16 protein-coding genes are annotated in these 20574 nt (G+C 49.3%); 13 read left to right on the top strand and 3 right to left on the bottom strand.

Translation table 11 applies throughout. The features are described from left to right. Position 1: 1 nt before the first annotated feature. The 8 genes from XMG59_RS04925 to XMG59_RS04890 all read left to right on the top strand — a co-directional run bounded on the left by XMG59_RS04925 (position 2) and on the right by XMG59_RS04890 (position 11309). Positions 2-928, top strand: coding sequence for an electron transfer flavoprotein subunit alpha/FixB family protein (locus tag XMG59_RS04925; RefSeq protein WP_173498314.1), 927 nt, complete (start codon positions 2-4; stop codon positions 926-928). A 59-nt stretch (positions 929-987) separates the two neighbouring features. Then, the gene (locus XMG59_RS04920) at positions 988-2757 is read left to right on the top strand and encodes an acyl-CoA dehydrogenase (protein ID WP_173498313.1); all 1770 of its coding nucleotides are present in this window, start codon (positions 988-990) and stop codon (positions 2755-2757) included. A gap of 38 nt (positions 2758-2795) precedes the next feature. Further along, complete coding sequence (locus tag XMG59_RS04915; RefSeq protein ID WP_173498312.1) at positions 2796-4424, top strand: electron transfer flavoprotein-ubiquinone oxidoreductase; 1629 nt, start codon at positions 2796-2798, stop codon at positions 4422-4424. 250 nt (positions 4425-4674) lie between these two features. After that, positions 4675-5106: a rubrerythrin family protein gene (locus XMG59_RS04910; RefSeq protein ID WP_173481720.1), complete on the top strand. Its 432-nt coding sequence runs from the start codon at positions 4675-4677 to the stop codon at positions 5104-5106. A gap of 59 nt (positions 5107-5165) precedes the next feature. Further along, the gene (locus XMG59_RS04905) at positions 5166-6506 is read left to right on the top strand and encodes a heterodisulfide reductase-related iron-sulfur binding cluster (protein ID WP_173482578.1); all 1341 of its coding nucleotides are present in this window, start codon (positions 5166-5168) and stop codon (positions 6504-6506) included. 10 nt (positions 6507-6516) lie between these two features. Beyond that, positions 6517-7101, top strand: coding sequence for a DUF3501 family protein (locus XMG59_RS04900; RefSeq protein ID WP_173482577.1), 585 nt, complete (start codon positions 6517-6519; stop codon positions 7099-7101). A 127-nt stretch (positions 7102-7228) separates the two neighbouring features. Then, positions 7229-8227 (top strand): efflux RND transporter periplasmic adaptor subunit, encoded by a 999-nt coding sequence (locus tag XMG59_RS04895; protein ID WP_173481723.1) that lies wholly within the window; start codon positions 7229-7231, stop codon positions 8225-8227. Between the two features lies 1 nt (position 8228). After that, entirely contained in the window at positions 8229-11309 is a 3081-nt protein-coding gene (locus tag XMG59_RS04890; RefSeq protein WP_173482576.1) for an efflux RND transporter permease subunit, read from the top strand. Positions 11310-11389: 80 nt separating this feature from the next. On the opposite strand, the gene XMG59_RS04885 is transcribed toward XMG59_RS04890, so the two are convergent. From XMG59_RS04885 to xylB, 3 genes are all read right to left on the bottom strand, one after another. Then, entirely contained in the window at positions 11390-12118 is a 729-nt protein-coding gene (locus XMG59_RS04885) for an SDR family oxidoreductase (RefSeq protein WP_173482575.1), read from the bottom strand. Positions 12119-12160: 42 nt separating this feature from the next. Beyond that, positions 12161-13213 (bottom strand): aldo/keto reductase, encoded by a 1053-nt coding sequence (locus XMG59_RS04880; RefSeq protein WP_173482574.1) that lies wholly within the window; start codon positions 13211-13213, stop codon positions 12161-12163. Positions 13214-13279: 66 nt separating this feature from the next. After that, positions 13280-14734, bottom strand: coding sequence for a xylulokinase (gene xylB / locus XMG59_RS04875; RefSeq protein WP_173498311.1), 1455 nt, complete (start codon positions 14732-14734; stop codon positions 13280-13282). Positions 14735-15006: 272 nt separating this feature from the next. Here xylB and XMG59_RS04870 point away from each other — a divergent pair, with 272 nt between their 5' ends. The 5 genes from XMG59_RS04870 (at position 15007) to dalD (ending at position 20572) form a co-directional block, all read left to right on the top strand. Next, positions 15007-16323: a sugar ABC transporter substrate-binding protein gene (locus XMG59_RS04870; protein WP_173498310.1), complete on the top strand. Its 1317-nt coding sequence runs from the start codon at positions 15007-15009 to the stop codon at positions 16321-16323. A gap of 101 nt (positions 16324-16424) precedes the next feature. Continuing rightward, positions 16425-17303: a carbohydrate ABC transporter permease gene (locus XMG59_RS04865; protein ID WP_173498309.1), complete on the top strand. Its 879-nt coding sequence runs from the start codon at positions 16425-16427 to the stop codon at positions 17301-17303. Position 17304: 1 nt separating this feature from the next. After that, positions 17305-18138 (top strand): carbohydrate ABC transporter permease, encoded by an 834-nt coding sequence (locus XMG59_RS04860; RefSeq protein ID WP_173482570.1) that lies wholly within the window; start codon positions 17305-17307, stop codon positions 18136-18138. Positions 18139-18157: 19 nt separating this feature from the next. Further along, the gene (locus XMG59_RS04855; protein ID WP_173482569.1) at positions 18158-19171 is read left to right on the top strand and encodes an ABC transporter ATP-binding protein; all 1014 of its coding nucleotides are present in this window, start codon (positions 18158-18160) and stop codon (positions 19169-19171) included. 9 nt (positions 19172-19180) lie between these two features. Further along, complete coding sequence (dalD, locus tag XMG59_RS04850) at positions 19181-20572, top strand: D-arabinitol 4-dehydrogenase (protein ID WP_173482568.1); 1392 nt, start codon at positions 19181-19183, stop codon at positions 20570-20572. Positions 20573-20574 lie beyond the last annotated feature (2 nt).

Below are 20574 nucleotides of genomic sequence, written 5' to 3'. Positions count from 1 at the left end.
GATGAAAACGTTGATTATTGCTGAACACGACGGTCAGTCACTTAAAGGTGCAACTCTTTCTGCAGTGACAGCTGCAACTAAACTAGGCGCTCCTGTTGATGTGCTAGTGGTTGGTTCTTCTGTATCGGCAGCGGTTACTCAGGCGGCTTCAGTTGCGGGTGTGGATCGCGTCCTTACCTTTGAAGATGCAGCGCTTGAGCACACGCTTGCTGAATTCGTAGCACCTATCGCTAAACAGCTAGCGGGTGATTACACACACATCATTTTAGGTGCGAGCACTTTTGGTAAAGATTTGGCACCACGCGTTGCGGCGCTTTGCGGTGTTAACCAGCTATCTGAAGTGATTGAAGTGATCGATGCAGAAACCTTCAAGCGTCCTATCTACGCAGGTAATGCGATCGCTACTGTTAAGAGCAGTGATGCACTAAAAGTGATGACGGTTCGTGGCACCGCTTTTGCTGCGGCTGAAACAGGCGGTTCGGCTGCGATTGAAGCGGCTTCAGCAACGGTTCCTGCGGCAAAAGTGCGTTTTGTTGGTGCAGAGGTCAGTGAATCAGATCGTCCAGAGCTAGAGTCAGCTGACATTGTCGTTTCAGGTGGCCGTGGCGTGGGCTCTAAAGAGGACTTCGCTAAGGTGTTTGAGCTTGCAGATAAGCTAGGTGCTGCCGTGGGTGCATCACGTGCAGCAGTCGATAGCGGCTTTGTTCCTAACGATATGCAGGTAGGTCAAACCGGTAAAATGGTAGCACCTAAACTCTACATCGCTGTTGGCATCTCGGGTGCGATTCAGCACCTTGCGGGTATGAAAGATTCAGCAACGATTGTTGCAATCAACAAAGATGAAGAGGCACCAATCTTCAACATCGCAGACTACGGTCTAGTGGGCGATCTTCACGATATCCTTCCAGAGCTTGTCTCTAAGGTATAACCAGCACACCTTGGGGCAGTTAGCCTGCCCCGTTTTATTCATTCCGGAGACTAACAATAATGAGTATCTATAACGCACCGGCTCAAGACACCGCTTTTGTATTGGATCAATTGGTTGAATTCGATCAACTTTGCCAGGCGATGGGCCTGGATGAAGTTAATCTTGAACTGGCCAATGTCGTCGTTGAAGAGGCGGGTAAGCTCGCATCTGAAGTACTGGCACCACTCAATGCAGTGGGTGACCAAAATGGCGCTCGTCTTGACGGTGATCAGGTTATAGAGACCTCGGGTTTCTCGGATGCCTACCAGCAGTACATGGAGAACGGTTGGGCAACCCTAACCGCGCCTGAAGCCTTTGGTGGGCAGGCCCTTCCGAATGTAGTGGGTACCGCCGTGAACGAGCTTTGGCACTCGGCCAATATGGCGTTTGCACTCTGCCCGATGTTGACTCAGGGTTCGATTGAAGCGCTGATCGCTCACGGCAGTGATGAGTTAAAAGATCAGTACCTATCGCGCTTAGTCAGCGGCGAGTGGACTGGTACCATGAACCTGACTGAACCCAATGCGGGTTCAGATTTGGCAGCCGTTTCAACCAAAGCGGTTCCCAATGGCGATCACTACCTGATTTCGGGTCAGAAGATCTACATCACTTGGGGCGATCATCAGATGACCCCGAACATTGTGCACTTAGTGTTGGCGCGACTTCCAGATGCACCGGCCGGTGTAAAAGGGATTTCGCTATTTATCGTGCCTAAGTTCTTGCTGGATGAGAACGGAGAGCCTGCAGAGTTAAACGATGCAAAATGCATCTCCCTAGAGCACAAATTGGGTATTCATGGTTCGCCAACCTGTACGATGAGTTTTGGCGATAATGGCGGTGCAGTAGGCTACCTGGTCGGTGAAGAGAATAAAGGCTTGGCCTACATGTTTACCATGATGAACCATGCACGTCAGTCGGTGGGTCTGCAGGGGTTGTCGATCTCTGAACGTGCTTATCAGCAAGCGGTTGCCTACGCGAAAGAGCGCACTCAGGGCAGTCGTAAGGATGGTTCGAAAATACCTATTATTGAACATCCCGATGTGCGCCGAATGTTGATGGCGATGCGCTCGGGCTGTGAATCGATGCGCGCATTAGCCCTGGTTGCAGCGGCTGAGATTGATCGTTCGCACATCGAGGGTGATCAATCCGCAGCTAAAGCACGTGTTGAACTGCTGACGCCGATCGTGAAGGGCTGGATGACCGAGATGGCCAATGAACTGACCTCTCTTAATATTCAGGTTCATGGTGGCATGGGCTTTATCGAAGAGGCTGGCGCGGCTCAGCACTACCGTGACGCGCGTATCTTAGCCATTTACGAAGGTACCAACGGTATTCAGGCACTGGATCTGATTGGTCGTAAAACCTTGAGCGATAATGGTGCAGCCTTAGCGGATCTGCTTGATGAGATGGCGGCTATTGAAGCCGATCTTCGAGCGTGCGGACTTGATAAAATGGCCAATCGTTTTGTGGCATCCGTGGCCCGCGCACGAGAGATTCGTGAGTTTATTCTTGATCGTGCTGCTGCCGATCGCAGTTTAATGGGCGCGGTAGCGTTCGATTTCTTAATGCAGATGGGCTACCTCACCGGTGCCTACCTAATGGCAAAAGAGGCCATTCGTGCTAAAGCCTTAACCGGAACCGGTTCTGCTTACTCGGATGAGTTCTTGGCCGCTAAAGTTGCCACCGTGCGTTTTTATGCAGAGCACTACTTGCCACGAGCAGAGGCTCATGCACAGACAATTATGACGGGCCTTGATGCCGCATTTGTGCTGAGTGACGAACAGTTTTAATTTACATTTCAGTGATTGAGTCGTTTTAGGAGAGATCAATGGATTATGAAGTAATGGACTTTGATGTCCTGATTGTAGGTGCAGGCCCTGCGGGACTTGCAGCTGCTTGTAAGATCAAACAACTCAATGCTGATCTGATGGTCTGTGTTGTTGAGAAAGCGGCTGAGGTGGGTGGTCATATCCTGTCAGGTGCGGTGGTCGATCCTAAAGCGTTAACTGAACTCTTCCCTGATTGGAAAGAGCAGGGTGCACCCCTGGTCACTGAAGCGAAAACAGACGAGATCGTCCTTCTAAAAAACGAGACAAAATCGATTACTGTGCCTAACTTTGCGGCACCTAAAACGATGCACAACCACGGTTGTTACATCGCCTCTGTGGGCAACCTTTCACGTTGGTTGTCAGAACAGGCTGAAGCCTTGGGTGTAGAGGTGTTCCCTGGCTTCCCAGCGGCTGAAGTTCTTTATAACGAAGACGGCAGTGTTAAAGGTGTTCTCACCGGTGCGATGGGCATTGGCGAAAATGGTGAAGAGAAAGATAGCTACGTGCCAAGCATGGCGCTGCAGGCTAAGTTCACACTCTTTGCCGAAGGTTGTCGCGGTCATCTAGGTAAAGAGCTGATCAGTCAGTTCAACTTGGATGAGGGCAAAGATCCTCAGCACTACGGTCTTGGCATTAAAGAGCTCTGGGATATCGATCCTGCGCAACATAAAGAGGGCTTGGTTATTCATGGCTCTGGTTGGCCATTGAGTGACGGTACAAGCGGTGGCTTCTTCCTTTACCACGCTGAGAATAATCAGGTCGTTGTGGGCCTAATCGTCGATTTGAACTACTCAAACCCTTGGGTCAGTCCTTTTGATGAATTCCAACGTATGAAGCACCACCCGAAAATCGCGCAGTACTTAGAGGGCGGTACTCGTGTCTCTTACGGTGCACGTGCCATTGCTAAGGGTGGTTACAACTGTCTTCCAGAGATGACCTTCCCTGGTGGTCTATTGATCGGTTGTGATGCCGGTACCTTGAACTTCTCGCGCATCAAAGGTGTTCACACGGCAATGAAGTCGGGCATGTTGGCGGCCGAAGCGGTAGTCTCTGCTATTGCTGAAGAGTCAAACACGGCAACCACATTTAATGATCTCTACAAAAACTCTTGGTTGTACCAAGAGTTGTACAGCTCACGTAACTTTGGCCCAGCTCTACATAAGTTTGGTCCAATTCTTGGTGGCGCTTTCAATACGCTGGATCAGAACATCTTTGGTGGTCGTATCCCAGTGACACTGCACGATACTCACGTCGACCATGAGATGCTGCGTCCAGCAAGCGAGTGTACGAAGATCGATTACCCTAAACCAGACGGAAAGCTATCATTCGATAAGCTTTCGTCAGTGTTTATTTCGAACACCGTGCATGAGGAGGATCAGCCTTGTCACCTACAGCTGAAGGATAGCAGTGTTCCTATCACCGTTAACTTTGCTCTGTATGCCGAGCCAGCACAGCGTTACTGCCCAGCCGGTGTATATGAAGTGCTTGAAGATGAAGCCGAACCACGCCTTCAGATTAACGCAGCCAACTGCCTGCACTGTAAGACCTGTGACATCAAAGACCCCACGCAGAATATTCGTTGGGTGGCACCAGAGGGTGGCGGTGGCCCTAACTACCCGAACATGTAAATCAGGCATTGGTTTAGCGGCCTGGTGAATTACTAATTAAAGAGAGCTTTTTAGCTCTCTTTTTCGTTTCTTAAAGAGACCGCTTTATGTTGCCAGCTTTAGGGTTGAAAGGTGAATAGGAAAGATCTATCAGCACCATAGAAAATTAAAATTAAGCCAATTTTGAGATCCTGGCGTATTTTTAAGTGAGACAAGAAATTTTCTTGTCCAAGCTCTGTTTAGTTAGCTAACAAAAATAGGAGAGAACATCATGGATCTCAAAGGTACTAAAACAGAAGAGAATCTAAAGGCAGCATTCGCTGGCGAATCAAAAGCAAACCGTCGTTACCTATATTTTGCCAACATGGCAGACATCGAGGGTGCTCCAGAAGTAGCCAACGTATTCCGTAATACGGCTGAAGGTGAAACTGGTCACGCGCACGGCCACATGGAATACCTAATCGATGGTGGTTCAGGTGACCCTGAAACTGGTCTAGCTGCAGGTAATGTGGCGGAAGCACTGGAATCTGCGATTGCAGGTGAAACTCACGAGTACACTGACATGTACCCAGGCATGGCGAAAGCAGCTCGTGAAGAGGGCTTTGACGAGATTGCTGATTGGTTCGAGACGCTTGCAAAAGCAGAACGTAGTCACGCTAACAAGTTCCAGAAAACACTGGAAGCTTACAAAGCGGAAGCGTAATCAGCCCACGATAGGTCGGGCAACCTGTTCGACCTATCGATCTTTGCCTGGAGAGTGTTATGAGTACAAAAAAAGAGGGCAATCTAGAAGCCCCAACACGCCATCCTCTGGATTGGAAAAATCCAACTTTTTACGACAAAGATGACCTTCACCAAGAGATGGAGCGCGTCTTTGATATCTGTCACGGTTGCCGTCGTTGCCTGAGTTTATGTGACGCCTTCCCAACGCTGTTTGATCTGATTGATGAAAGCGAAACTATGGAAGTCGATGGTGTTGCTAAAGAGGACTACAAGAAGGTTGTTGATCAGTGCTACCTCTGTGACATGTGTTACATGGCGAAGTGCCCTTACGTACCTCCACACCCGTTTGATTTAGATTTTCCGCATCTTATGCTGCGCGCTAAAGCGGTTGAGACCAAAGAGAAGGGTCTCCCCATGCGCGACAAGATTTTATCCAGCACTGACACCACCGGTAAGCTAGCCGGTATCCCCATTGTCAGTGAGACGATTAATACGGTTAACCATTGGAAGCCGACACGCAAAGCACTCTCTGCGACCTTAGGCGTTGACGAAGAGGCATGGTTACCGCCATTTGCAAGCAAGAAGTTACGCAGCAAAGCCAAGCCGAATGAGACTTTTGACGTTGTAGCGGGTGAACGCACACCCGGAAAAGTGGCACTGTTTGCTACCTGCTACATCAATTACAACGAGCCGGGTATTGGTGAAGATTTTATTGCCGTACTAGAGCACAACTACATTCCCTGGACCTTTGCTCAGAAAGAGGTCTGCTGTGGCATGCCGAAGCTAGAGCAGGGCGATCTTGAAGGGGTGGACTCGCTAAAACGTATCAATATCCCGCAACTGGCTAAGTTAGCCAAAGAGGGTTATGCGCTGACGTCCGCCGTGCCCAGTTGTACCTTGATGTTTAAACAAGAGCTGCCATTAATGTACCCAGATGACGAAGAGGTTAAGCTGGTCCAGGAAGCATTTTGGGATCCGTTTGAATACCTGATCGCACGTCAAAAAGATGGTCTATTGAAAGCGGAGTTTGAACAGGGATTAGGTAAAGTCTCTTACCATGTTCCCTGTCACGGTCGCGTGCAAAACGTCGGTAAGAAAACCGAAGAGATGCTGAAGCAGATTCCTGATACCGAACTAAAAACAGTAGAGCGATGCAGTGGTCACGCGGGTACTTACGGTGTTAAGAAAGAGTTTCATGAAAAAGCGATGAAGATAGGTAAGCCGGTATTCCGTCAGATGGCTGATTTTGATCCGGATTACATTTCGAGTGACTGCCCATTGGGAGGAGCTCACATCGCACAAGGTATCGATAAAAATCACGATAAGCAGCCAGAAAAGTCACACCCAATATCACTATTGCGCAAGGCTTATGGCATTTAAGGAGTAGAGTATGACCCAATTAGTACGCGACTCGTTAATGTCGCTGGAAACCTACCACAAAGAACGTCCTGAATTTCGTAAAAAGGCACTGGAGCACCGCCGTCGAAGAACGGTCTTTATTGGTCCCAACGTCACGCTTCAGTTTGAAGACGAGTTGACCATCCGCTACCAGATCCAAGAGATGCTTCGCATCGAGAAAACCTTCGATGAAGAGGGTATTCAAGATGAGTTGGATGCCTACAACCCACTGATTCCAGATGGGACCAACCTGAAGTGTACACAGCTCATTGAATTTGCCGATCCAGATGAGCGCAAAGTGGCACTGGGTAAGTTGGTCGGGCTTGAACACAAAACCTATGTTCAGGTATTCGGCCATGAAAAGGTGTTTGCAATAGCCGATGAAGATCTAGAGCGCAGTACTGAAGAGAAGACCAGTGCCGTCCACTTCATGCGTTTTGAATTGACCGATGAGATGATCGCGACACTCAAAGCGGGTGCGGCTCTTGCTGTCGGTGTGGACCACCCCAACTATCAGCACCATGTTTATGAAGTGGACCCAGAAACTCAGGTTACTTTAACCGCTGATCTTAAATAGTTCTGATCCCTGAAGAGAGGGTGCAGTCGGCCACCCTCTCACTCTTTCATTTTGCAATGCACCATTCCTTGCTAGACTGCGTAGATATCGGTCTAGATCTTTAGACCATCCGTCACAATCGAGGTTAATGATGCGCTCCCTTCTTTTTGTTCTAGTGTTTGGCATAGCTAATAGTGTTCAGGCAGCACCTGTGGTGTCGACTCAGTCTTTTGCTGACTTAGTCTATTACCCAACATTCTCAGCACCTGCAGAAGTGATCAGTGCCAATGATGCTGCGCTGAGTGCAGAGCTCTCTGCACGTATTGTGAAGATCAATGTTGAGGTGGGTGATCGAGTGAAGCAGGGCGACGCTCTGGTGAATTTAGATTGCCGTACCTACGAGAGTCAGTTGGCGACGCAAAAAGCGGTTTTGAGTGAGTTGCGCTCACAACGCCCACTTTTGAGTGATCAATACGAACGTGCCAAGACCTTGAACAAACGAGGCAATCTAGGTGACGATGCTCTGCAACAGCGTGAAACGGCGCTTACCTCATTGGATGCCCGCATCGATGTGCAAAACCGTCAGATTGAACTGGCTGGTATTGCGACTGAAAATTGTTCGCTGGTTGCTCCATTCGATGGAGTCATTGCAGCACGAATGGCTCAGCTAGGTGCCTTAGCCGCTCCCGGTATGCCTCTGCTTCAGTTGGTTCAAACGGATGGGGCAGAACTAGAAGCCAAAGTCGCCCCTGGAAAAGGGGTTGCTGAGAGCAAGGTGTGGTTTGAAAGCAACGGCCAATCTTTCGCGGTTGAGTTAAGAGCTAAATTGCCCATTATTGATCGTCGCGAACGCACGCAGACCTACCGTTTTATTTTTACTGAAGCGACGCCCGAGATTGGTGCAACGGGTCGTTTAACCTGGACCGCCAATCAACCGCACGTCTCCTCTGAACTGTTGGTTCGTCGTAAAGTCGATGGCGAATGGAAGCTTGGTCTGTTGCTTGAAGAGCAGGGTGTCGCACAATTTGTCGTCGTCGACGGTGCCATAGAGGGTCAGCCTGCGGCGGTTGATCTTCCCAAGGGGTCACAGGTCATTACCGAGGGTCGATTGCTCGCAGTCGAGGGCGAAGCGGTAGAGGTGCGCTGATATGTGGCAACGCTTCATTACTAACCATGTGCTAGCTAACCTGACCTTCTTGCTAGTACTGGCGGTCGGTCTGTTGAGTTATCAAGGACTACCCCGCCAACAAGATCCAACCATCAACTTCAACTGGATCATCGTCACCACACCGCTGCCGGGTGCTACAGCGCTTGATGTTGAGAGTAAGGTGACGGATCCGCTTGAAGATGCGTTACGTTCACTGGCCGATGTAAAGTTTGTCTCGAGTAATTCACGTGAAGGGATCTCTAGTATCCTAGTGCGCTTTGAGGACATCGATGATCGTACCTTCGATAAACGCTTAGCCGATCTGCGTCGTGAAATACAAAACACTGAATCTGAACTGCCGGATGCTGCGTTAGATTCACTGATTCTGGAGATCACCAGCTCCAATGCCTTCCCTGCCGCGACGGTGGCGGTGACCAGCTTGGCGGATGACGAGAACCTGCGTCTGCAAGCGACTCGTATCGACAAAGATCTGTCCCAGCTTAAAGGCGTTTCTCGCATCGACCCTGTGGCACTGCCTGACCCAGAACTGCAGGTCAATCTGGATGTCTCTGAACTGGAAGCCCTAGGCATTACCCCACAACAGGTTGCCAACACCGTTACTGCCTTCTTCCAAGATGAGGCGGCTGGTAACTTGGTACAAGGCGATCGTAACTGGTTGGTGCGTGTTGTCGGTACGGCCGCTGACCCAAGCTATCTGGCCAATCGACCGGTATTGGGTGCCTCGGGTGAGGTGCCATTGTCACGTGTCGCCAGTGTCGAGCGCGCTCGTGAAGATTCTAGTTTCTTAGTACGTGTCGATGATAAACCGGCTGTGCTGTTGGCGGTAATGAAGAAAGAGGGTGCCAACACCCTGGAATTGGTTGAGCGTGTTCAGACCTACATGGATGAGCGAAATGCTCTATCGGTTGAGACCGGTGTCGAGATGGTCTTGATCGATGATCAGACCATTGCGACGCGCAAGTCGATTCAAATCATGGAGAACAATGCCCTGATCGGTCTGATCCTGGTGTTGGTTGTGGCTTGGCTCTTCTTAGGTACACGCATCGCACTGCTCACAGCGATCGGCATCCCCTTTATTTTGGCAGCCACCTTCTGGGTACTGGCGGGACTGGGCGAAACGTTGAACGTCACCGTGCTGTTGGGTGTGGTGATTGTATTGGGTATGTTGGTTGATGACGCCGTCGTTGTGGTTGAGTCGATCTATTATCGGCTACAGCGCGGATTTTCGGGGATAGCCGCCGTTCAGGGTTCGTTGAAAGAGGTAGCGGGCCCCGTCACGGCGGCGGTACTGACGACCATCGCTGCTTTTTTACCGCTGATGCTACTGCCCGGTATTTTGGGCAAGTTCATGAAGGTTATTCCTATGGTGGTGTCGATCGCCCTAGCGATCAGTCTGATTGAAGCCTTTTGGATGCTGCCTGCCCACATTTTGGCGGCTAAGGTTGGGTTTGATAAACCGAGTCGAATTCAGCGTCTGCGTGAAACCATGACCCACCGCGTGCAGATCACCTATGTTCGTCTGTTGATCAAAGCGCTGCGCCGTCCGGTTCTCTCACTGATTGTCGCCGTATTGCCACTGATAGGCGCGGTCGGTGCCCTAGGCAACGGCTACATTAAGATGGATTTCTTTGCGGCCGATCCTGTCCGCCTATTCTATGTGAACGTTGAAATGCCGGCAGCGACGCCTGTCGCGAAAACGATGGAGGTGGTCTCACGTGTGGAAGAGCGTGTCCGTCAAAATGTGCGTGACGGGGAAGTGCGCGCCATCGCAAGCTATGCCGGTCAGATGTTTACCGAGACAGAGCCGCGTATTGGCGAGCAGTACGGCCAGATTCTTGTCGGTCTAAACCCTAAAACACCTGAACTGCGCACAGTTGAAGAGATGACCGATGCGGTGCGTGAAGATTTGGGTGACATTGCCGGTCCGATTCGCATCTCATTCTTGCGCCTATCGGGTGGTCCGCCTGCCTCTAAACCGATCTCGGTCAAGGTACGTGGTGATGATTACCAAGAGATTCGCGACGCTACCAACATTCTGATTGAAATTCTGAACAGTCACGAAGATTTCGTGGATGTTGAAGACGATGCGGCTCGTGGTCGTTATGAGTTGAGTCTGGAGTTAGACAGTGATGCGATCAATCGTACAGGTTTGAACCCTGCGGATGTTCGTCGCACCCTGCGCCTATTGGTCGACGGTGAAGTTGTCGCGAGTATGCGAGATGCCGGTGAACGCCTGGATGTTCGTGTTCGTGCTAATCCTGAGTCGCTACCCTCTCTTGAGCGTCTGCTTAGCTACCGTATTCCTGTTCCCGCGGGCGGTGCTATTCCTCTGTCGGAGTTGGTAATAGAGGAGCGTAAACAGTCGTTGGGTAACATTCGTCACTACAACTTCCGTCGTGCAATCACCTTAGAGGCTGACCTTCGCTCTGGCGGTATGGATACCGTACAAGCCAACGCCTTCTTGCTAGAGCGCTGGAAGGAGTACGAAGCGCAATATCCTGCCATCGATCTCGACTTCTCGGGTGAGTTGGATGATATCCAAGAGAGTATGGATTCGATTGCGATTCTCTTCTTGGTCGGCGTCGGCTTGATGTACCTAATATTGGGCACGCAGTTCCGCAGTTACTGGCAGCCATTAATGATCTTGGCGACAGTGCCACTGGCGTTTACCGGTGTTGTATTGGGCTTGATCGTGACGCAAAACCCGCTCAGTCTCTTCACTATGTACGGTGTCGTGGCCTTAGCCGGTATTGCCGTGAATGCCGCGATCGTACTGATATCGGCCGCCAATGACCGAATTGGCAATGGCATGAGCCTGATGCATGCGACGCTTTATGCTTCGCGTCGACGGGTCATTCCGGTATTGATTACTACCCTGACCACCATGGCGGGTCTATTTTCGCTTGCAGCGGGTCTGGGTGGTAAGTCACTGATCTGGGGCCCAGTCGCCACCTCGATCGTATGGGGCTTGGGCTTCTCGTCTGTGCTAACGCTGTTTGTGATTCCGCTTCTTTATCGTCTGTCGATGCGAAGAGCGGTTAAGCGAATTTCTGAAAGCTGAAGTAGTTTTAACGCTAGCTCCAAGGTATGAAACCTGCCTTAGGAGCTAGCACTCGGTGCGAAGCGAAAATTACTCGCCCATCAGAGATCAAAATTCGTTGGAATGATGACCATGTCACGCACAGTCATATGACGTGGCCTAGTCAACATAAACAGCAACGCCTCTGCGATCTCTTCTGGCTCGATTAGGCTGCCATCGGCACGAGCCTCTTTTAATTTATCTTCCGGCCAGTCCGAGAGTAATCCCGTTGCCACAGGCCCAGGTGATACCGATCCAATACGAATGCCGTGCTTAAACATCTGACGTCGAGTCGTCTGAACAAAACAGTCGATCGCCCATTTTGATGAGGCATAAATAGGTTCCCATGGCGTCGGGTAGTGGGCTGCTAGCGAGCTGGTCACCAAAATGTCACCGGTCTCTCGCTCAATCATATGCGCTAACACAGCTTGTACGTTTTTCATCACCACATTGATATTTAAATTCAGCATTCGATCAATCTGGTCAGCGTCAGACTCCATGAGATCTCCGCCGACATAGAGCCCAGCGTTGGCGTGAAAGATATCCAGATGCCCAGTCATCTCCAGAATGCGTGGCACCATCTCTTTGCACTGTTCCGGATCGAGCAGGTCAATGACCAGTGGTAGAGCCTTATCCCCAAGACGACTGCAGATATCAGACAGCGCAGACTCGTTTCGATCGATAAAGATAACTGTGGCACCTTCATCCAGCATCGCTTTGGCACTGGCGAAACCAATGCCTGACGCAGAGCCTGTAACCGCGGCAATTTTGCCTTTTAATTGTTCGCTCATATCAATCTCTTATTTTGCATCGGCTATCAGGATAGCCGCCTCTTAAAAGGGTTGAGGGTAGCGCTTAAAGACAGCCGCTAACTCAGTTTGTAGCTCTTCAGACAGTAGCATATCAAAAGCGGCGATGTCCTCTTTTAGTTGATCCATTGAGGTCGCCCCAATAATGGTAGAGGTTACGCCATCAACCTGATCACACCATGCGAGTGCAAGCTGTGACGGGGTGTAACCAAACTGTTTGGCTAACTTGACGTACTCTGCAACAGCTTCATGAGCCTGGGGTGTATTCCGATGCAGGGCAGCGGGGTTTGAGATGCTCCAGCGGCTTCCTTTCGGCATTGCTCCATCAGCGTATTTGCCAGAGAGTAATCCTGATGCCAACGGTGACCAAGGAAGATAGGCGATCTCTTCGTGAACGCAGTTCTCGATCAAGTAGGGCCAATCTTTCGCATGCAACAGACTAAACTCATTCTGAATCGAGACCGGTTTGGGTAGGTCATGCTGTCGGCTCAGTTTTAGATAGGTGTTGATGCCCCAGGTAGTATCATCTGAGAGGCCGAAATGACGGATTTTTCCGTCACTTATGCATTGCGCTAAACCTTTAAGGATATCCAACATTTGAGCTTCATGTTCAGCCGCTTTAATGTCGCTAAACTTGAAGAAGTTCGGAGTATGCTTGCCAAAGTGAGGTGAAGTTCTGTTTGGCCAGTGTAGTTGATAGAGATCGATGTAGTCAGTCTGCAGGCGCTTCAATGAATTATCGACCGCCTCAATCACTGCCTTGCCTGTAATTGGGCCGCCGCTTCTTACCCAAGGTAACCCGATACCTGCGATTTTGGTGGCAATGATCATCTCGCTGCGACGGGATGGGTTTCGAGCAAGCCAGTTACCAATGATCTCTTCTGTTTTACCGTAGGTCTCTGCTGTTGGCGGCACTGCGTACATTTCGGCTGTATCAAAAAAGTTAATACCAACTGATAAGGCGTGTTCGATCTGTTCGTCGGCCTCCGCTTGGGTGTTCTGCTTACCCCAGGTCATTGTGCCCAAACAGATTCTTGAAACGCTTAATCCACTGGTTCCTAAACGGCTGAACTGCATGCTAACCCCTTCTAAGTTTTCGTTAATTCTAGATTGGTAAAGCCAAGCTTTACGCTAACATACTCTTTATAGATTCAGTGACTTAATTGCTGGGTAAAGAGAGCGGTAACGTTGATAGGCTGCTTCATATTGATTCAACAGAGTTGCATCTGGCTCAATGCGAGCTTCAATCTTAGGTTGAGTCAGTAGTGATTCAGGGCTAGCTTTCCGGTGAGCCAGCATTGCTAGACGTGCCGCACCGTAGGCGGCACCAAAATCCCCATCGGATGGAAGCAGCAGAGTTCTGTTCAGAATATTAGCCAGCGTCTGTAACCAAAACGTTGACCCTGAGCCGCCTCCTACCGCAATGATCTCGTTGACGCATGAGCCTGCAGCAATAAGAGCTTCAAGATTATCGCGAGTAGCAAAAGCGACCCCTTCCATAACGGCTTGAGTCAGTAGCTTCTGGTCAGAACTGTGATCTAAGCCGATGAACATCCCCCTTACCTGCGCATCGTTATGGGGCGTTCGTTCACCCGAAAGATAGGGCAGAAAAGTGACGCTAGCAGGCCCCTTAGGCTCGGCCTCCAGTGCGGCATCAAGTTCTATTGCTGACTTGCCCGTTAGCCTGGCATACCAATTCAGTGCGTCGGTAGCAGAGAGTATGACCCCCATCTGGTGCCAAGTATTTGGGATGGCATGACAGAAGGCATGAACAGCGCTCTCTGGAAGTGGTTTAAAACCATTGGTCGCTGCAAATAGGACGCCGGAAGTGCCTAATGAGAGGAAGGCTTGGCCCTCATCAATAACGCCCATGCCGATAGCCGAAGCTGCGTTGTCACCTGCACCGCCGCCAATGATTACGTCGTTGCTCAAACCCCATCTGCTGGCTAACTCAGTACGTAACCTTCCTGCCGCTTCAGATCCCTCAACAAGACGAGGCATCTGATCAAGCGTCATTCCACTCAATGATAAAAGTTCTTCTGACCAGCAGCGATTCTTAACATCTACCCAGCTTGTTCCGGCCGCATCGGACATCTCAGAAATGTATTCGCCACTTAACCAATAGGCAATGTAGTCTTTGGGTAAAAGGACCTTGGCTACCTTGTTAAAAATTTCGGGTTCATTTTTTGCTACCCATACGAGTTTGGGTGCCGTAAAACCTGGGAATACGATGTTGCCCGATACTTGTCTAAATTCTGGCATAGCATCCAATTCAGCGGCCTCTTTGTAGCTGCGAGTGTCGTTCCAAAGAATAGATGGACGAAGTACTTCGCCCTCAGCATCCAGCAGTGTGGCACCGTGCATCTGGCCTGAAAATGATATAGCACGCGTTGCAGCAAGCTCTTCTGGGTGATGACTTTTCAGTTTAGTAATCGCTTCTTCACAGGCCGCAATCCAGTCGGCAGGGTCCTGTTCTGACCAACCCGGGTGAGGTCTTGAGACAGTGATCGAAGCAGTTTCGCTGCCCACAACCTGCTGTGAGTCATCCATTAACAGGGCTTTAACCCCAGAGGTTCCTAGGTCGAGTCCTAAATACATTTCAACTACCTACTATTTTTATTCCAAAAAATGCATTGGCTATATTCAACGTCGAAACTTTGCATTATTTGACGTATTTATAAACTATATTGCACTGGTTAACGCATATGCGAAATAGAATTGCAATAAAATACAATCATTGAGTTTTTTTGTATAAGTGTTTGAAAAAATCTAATGCTACTGTGTTGCTCAGATGCTAAGGGTTATATTCGAATTTGCGAATAAAAGTACATTTAGTGTCAAAACAAGAAAAAAATCGACAGGAGTACGTCATGAAAGTAAAAATGCTCTCGGCTGCCGTTGCAGGTGCCGTAATGCTATCAACTCAAGCGTTCGCTGGATCACACGGCGGCACTGAGCTAGTAATCGCTACTGTAAACAACGGTCACATGATCGAGATGCAGAAGCTAACGCCTAAGTTCGAAGAAGAGACTGGTATCAAAGTTAGGTGGGTAACTCTTGAAGAGGGTGTTCTTCGTCAACGTGTTACGACTGACATCGCAACTAAAGGTGGTCAGTTCGATATCATGACTATTGGTATGTATGAAGCGCCTATCTGGGGTGAGAAAGGGTGGCTAGAGCCTCTAAATTTCTCTGCTGAGTACAACGTAGACGATATCCTACCAGCGATGCGCGGTGGTCTATCTCACGAAGGTAACCTATACGCTGCTCCGTTCTACGGTGAGTCGTCTATGGTTATGTACCGTAAAGACCTACTAGATAAAGCAGGTATCACTCTTCCATACAACCCAACTTGGGCAGATATGGAGCAGGCAATCGCTGCAATGCATGACCCAGAAAATGGTGTGTACGGTACTTGTATTCGTGGTAAGCCAGGTTGGGGTGACAATGCTGCATTCATCACAACGATTGCTAACACTTTCGGTGCGCGTTGGTTTGATGAGAACTGGAAGCCACAGCTAGACTCTGCTGAGTGGAATGCTGCTATTAACTTCTATGTCGACCTAATGACTAAGTACGGCCCTCCAGGTTCAACAGCTAACAGCTTCAACGAAATCCTTGCTCTAATGAACGAAGGTAAGTGTGGCTCTTGGGTTGACGCAACAATCGCTGCATCTTTCGTATCTGATCCAGCCCAGTCAAAAGTAGCTGACTCAATTGCTTATGCACAGGCTCCAGTTCAGAAAACTAAACGTGGTGCAAACTGGCTATGGGCTTGGGCTCTAGGTATCCCAGCCTCTTCTGAGAAGAAAGATGCTGCAATGAAGTTCCTAGAGTGGTCTACATCTGCTGACTACATCAACCTAGTTGGTGAGACTAACGGTTGGGGCCGTGTTCCAACTGGTACTCGTGCATCGACTTACGCTAACGAGAAATTCCAGGCAGCTGCTAACTTCGCAAGCGCTGAGATGGATGCTATCAACAGCGCAAATCCATACGACTCTACCTTCGAGAAAACACCATACACAGGTGTTCAATTTGCTGCGATTCCTGAGTTCCAGGCTATCGGTACAGCGGCTGGTCAGCAGTTCGCTGCTGCTCTTGCAGGTGAGAAAAGTGTAGAAGAGGCGTTGGCTGCAGCACAGGCTTACGCTGACCGCGAAATGCGTAAAGCTCGCTACTACTAAGCAAGCTGTAATTTAGGGTTTCAGTATTCTTTTACCCTAAAAAGCCCCCAGCTAATCTTTAGCTGGGGGCACTTTTTCTGATCTATTTACGGTAATTTATTATGTCTTCGCAATCTCGAAGCAGTCGCTTAATGCCTCGGTTACTACTAAGTCCAGCTGTGATCACACTGTTGATCTGGATGGTCGTGCCACTGGCTTTGACGATCTATTTTTCGTCGATTTTCTATAACTTGATGCAACCAGATAGCACCGGTTTTGCTGGGTGGATGAACTACGAGTTCATGATCACCAACCCTGCATTCAGTGATGCCATTATCAATACCTTGGTTCTGCTTGCTTCGACAGTTGCTATTACTGTGATTGGTGGATTAGCGATAGCGCTTCTCATCAATGAAACATTCCCCGGGCGAGGTATTGTTCGTCTGCTACTTATTTCTCCGTTCTTTGTCATGCCAACCGTCAATGCACTTTTGTGGAAACACATGATGATGAACCCTATTTATGGTGTGTTGGCTCAAGTTTGGACATTTTTTGGGCTAACCCCGATCAACTGGCTTCAAGATCTGCCACTTTTTTCAGTCATCATAATGATCAGCTGGCAGTGGCTCCCTTTTGCCTGTTTGATTCTTATGACCTCACTGCAATCGATGGATCGCGAGCAGCTTGAAGCAGCTGAAATGGACGGTGCCAATTACTGGCAGAAATTCCGTTACATGTATCTACCTCACTTAGCTCGTCCGATCTCTGTTGTCATCATGATTGAAGTGATCTTCTTACTGTCTGTCTTTGCAGAGATCTTCACAACCACGAACGGTGGTCCAGGTACACAGAGTACCAACCTTGCTTACTTGATTTTCAATGAGGCTTTGCAGGCATTCGATATTGGTGTTGCATCAGCTGGCGCGGTCTTTGCCATCATCCTAGCGAATATCGTTGCGATCTTTTTGATCCGTATCATCGGCAAAAATCTGGAGAAGTAAGATGAGTACTAAAAAATCTAAATGGACTCCAGCCCTTATTGCTAGAACGGCAGCAGCTTGGGGTATTGCGTTGCTGCTCTTCTTTCCACTTATATTTATGGGCTTTACAGCGTTCAAAACAGAGCTGCAGGCTATCGCTGTTCCTAGTCTTTGGGCCTTTGAGCCGACACTGGAGAACTTCCATGTCGTTAACGAGCGCTCTGACTACGTCCAGTTTGCCTGGAACTCTGTGGTCACTTCGGTTGTTTCAACTGTCTTAGGTCTACTGATTGCTGCACCTGCTGCTTACAGTATGGCGTTTTCGCCTACCAAGGGCACTAATGGTCTGTTGTTGTGGATGCTATCAACTAAGTTTATGCCTGCAGTCGGTGCGTTGCTTCCGATCTATGTCATCTTCCAACAACTCGGTCTGTTAGATACCAAGACGGCTTTGGTCATCATCTTCACCATGATGAACCTGCCTATTATGGTTTGGATGCTCTACACCTACTTTAAAGATATTCCACACGAAATCTTAGAAGCTGCGCGTATGGACGGTGCTTCGGTTTGGCAGGAGTTTCGCCATGTGTTGCTTCCACTGGGTATTGGTGGTCTAGCCTCTACTGGCCTCTTATGTCTGGTACTGGCGTGGAATGAAGCATTTTGGGCGCTAAACCTCGGGGCAGCAGATGCTGGTACGTTGGCAACCATGATGGTCAGTTACTCAAGCCCTGAAGGCCTGTTTTGGGCGAAGCTCTCTGCAGCGTCCCTAATGGCTATTGCACCAATCGTTGTGATCGGTTGGTTCTCACAGAAACAGTTGGTTCAAGGCCTGACTTTCGGCGCCGTGAAGTAAGTATTTGGAGTTTTTACACATGTCATATTTAGAATTAAAAAACGTCGATAAGTACTACGGCGATGTACACGCGATCAAAGGGGTTAACCTTACCATCAACAAAGGCGAATTCATTGTATTCGTAGGTCCATCCGGTTGTGGTAAATCCACGCTGCTTCGCATGATTGCCGGTCTAGAAGAGATCAACGATGGCGATCTAGTGTTAGATGGCAATGAGATCACTCACCAGGCTCCATCTAAGCGTGATTTGGCGATGGTTTTCCAGTCATACGCTCTCTACCCACACATGACGGTTGAAGAGAATATGTCGTTCGCTCTGCGTATCAAAGGTGAAGAACAGTCGATTATTGATCAAAAGGTCGCTAAGGCTGCAGAGACGCTGAACCTAACGCCCTACTTGAAGCGCACTCCTAAGGAACTTTCAGGTGGTCAGCGTCAGCGTGTCGCGATCGGTCGTGCGATTGTTCGTTCGCCAAAAGTATTCCTGTTCGATGAGCCGCTATCAAACCTTGATGCTGCTCTTCGTGGTCAAACACGTGTAGAGATTGCAGAGCTACACCGTGATTTGAACGCGACTAGCATCTACGTAACACACGATCAGGTCGAAGCAATGACACTGGCTGATCGAGTGGTTGTCCTCCAAGGTGGTGTAATTGAACAGGTCGGTACGCCGATGGAACTATACGAAGCACCTGCAAACAAGTTTGTTGCTCAATTTATTGGTCAGCCTCAGATGAACCTACTCTCTGCGAGTTACTTCAGCGGTATCTCTGCCGATGCGGTCGATGTGGGTGTGCGCCCAGAGCATTTCTCTATTGTGGATGCGGGACAAGGTGCTATTTCCGGTCAGGTTGAATTGATCGAAGCCCTGGGTAACGAAACGCTGATTCACGTCTGCCTTGAAGGTAGTGGCGAGAAATTGATTGTTCGCCAGTATGAGCAGCCAAGCATCAAAGTTCGTGACTCTGTCTCAATCAATTACGACGCTTCTCACCTGCATCAATTTGATGCGAAGGGTGAGGCGATTCGCTGAGGTCTCGGTATGAGTAATACACAACCTAATATTAACCTGCATTTAGGCTTGGGCTCTTTTCATCGAGCCCACCAAGCGCTCTATTTGCAGTGGTTACATGATCTGGGTGATCAATCTTGGGTTCTAGCCGGGGGTAATATTCGTCCTGACATGGCCGATACGATTGCAGCCCTTCAAGCCTCGTCAGGTGCTTACACGCTTGAGACAGTGACGCCTCAGGGTGAGCGTGACTATAAGCGTATTGAGGCGATTAAACAGATCATTCCATTCGATGCTGAGCTCAATGGTCTGACAGAGGTCGCTGTGGATGAGAAGACAAAGATCATCTCATTTACCGTTACTGAAGCGGGATACTACCTAGACTCACAAGATCAGCTGGATCAAAGCTATGCAGACCTGGTCACTGACCTTAAAGGTGAGACAGTTGTTACGCTTTACGGCGCTTTGGCGCGTTTGTTAAAGGCTCGTTTAGCGGCGGGTGCAGGTCCTGTTACTCTAATGAACTGCGACAACCTTCGTTCGAATGGTGATCGCTTCATGAAAGGTTTCCTACAGTTTTTAGATCTGCGTAACGAGACAGAGCTAAAAGCTTGGGTCGAAAACAATACCTCAGCGCCCAATGCGATGGTGGATCGAATTACACCGCGCCCAACCGCTGATGTGGTAGAGCGTGTCAAAGCTGCGACGGGTATAGATGACAAATCCGCTCTGATGGGTGAGTCATTTATTCAATGGGTTATTGAAGATCACTTTATTGCAGGGCGTCCCGCTTGGGAGAAAGTCGGCGTAGAGATGGTTGAGGACGTAGGCCCCTACGAAGAGGCTAAAATACGCTGTCTAAACGCGACGCATAGCTGTATCGCTTGGGCGGGTACATTAGCCGGTATGGACTATATCCATGAAGGTACGCAGGATAAAGAGATCTGTCAGTTGGGTTATAATTATGTAACCGACAATGTCATTCCAGCGTTGCCAGACTGCCCGTTGGATTTGGCAAAATATCGTGATGTGGTGTTGGATAGATTCTCTAATCCGAACATTCAAGATACCAACGCACGAGTTGCCATGGACGGTTTTTCGAAGATCCCCGGTTTCATTCTGCCAACCATTCGAGATGGTTTAGAGCGTGGATTAGATCTAAAATCGGTCTCTATTCTTCCGGCTCTATTTTTAGCTTTCTTGATTCGTGAGCGTCGAGGGGATATCCCTTACACTTACGAAGATCAGCTAATGGATGCTGCAGTGGCTGACGCGATTGTTGGTGCAGAAGATCCGGTAAATGCTTTTGTTGCTGAGCGCCTGCTATTCAATGAGTTGGCAGGCAATGAGATTTTGTTGGCCGCAATGAGAAGCGCTTACCAACAGGTGAATGAATTTATTGAACGTCGGGAGGGGCGTTGATA

Origin of the sequence: Marinobacterium sp. xm-g-59 (genome assembly GCF_013283315.1) — a bacterium.
GTDB lineage: Bacteria > Pseudomonadota > Gammaproteobacteria > Pseudomonadales > Balneatricaceae > Marinobacterium_E.
This window is presented reverse-complemented; position numbering and strand designations above follow the sequence as displayed.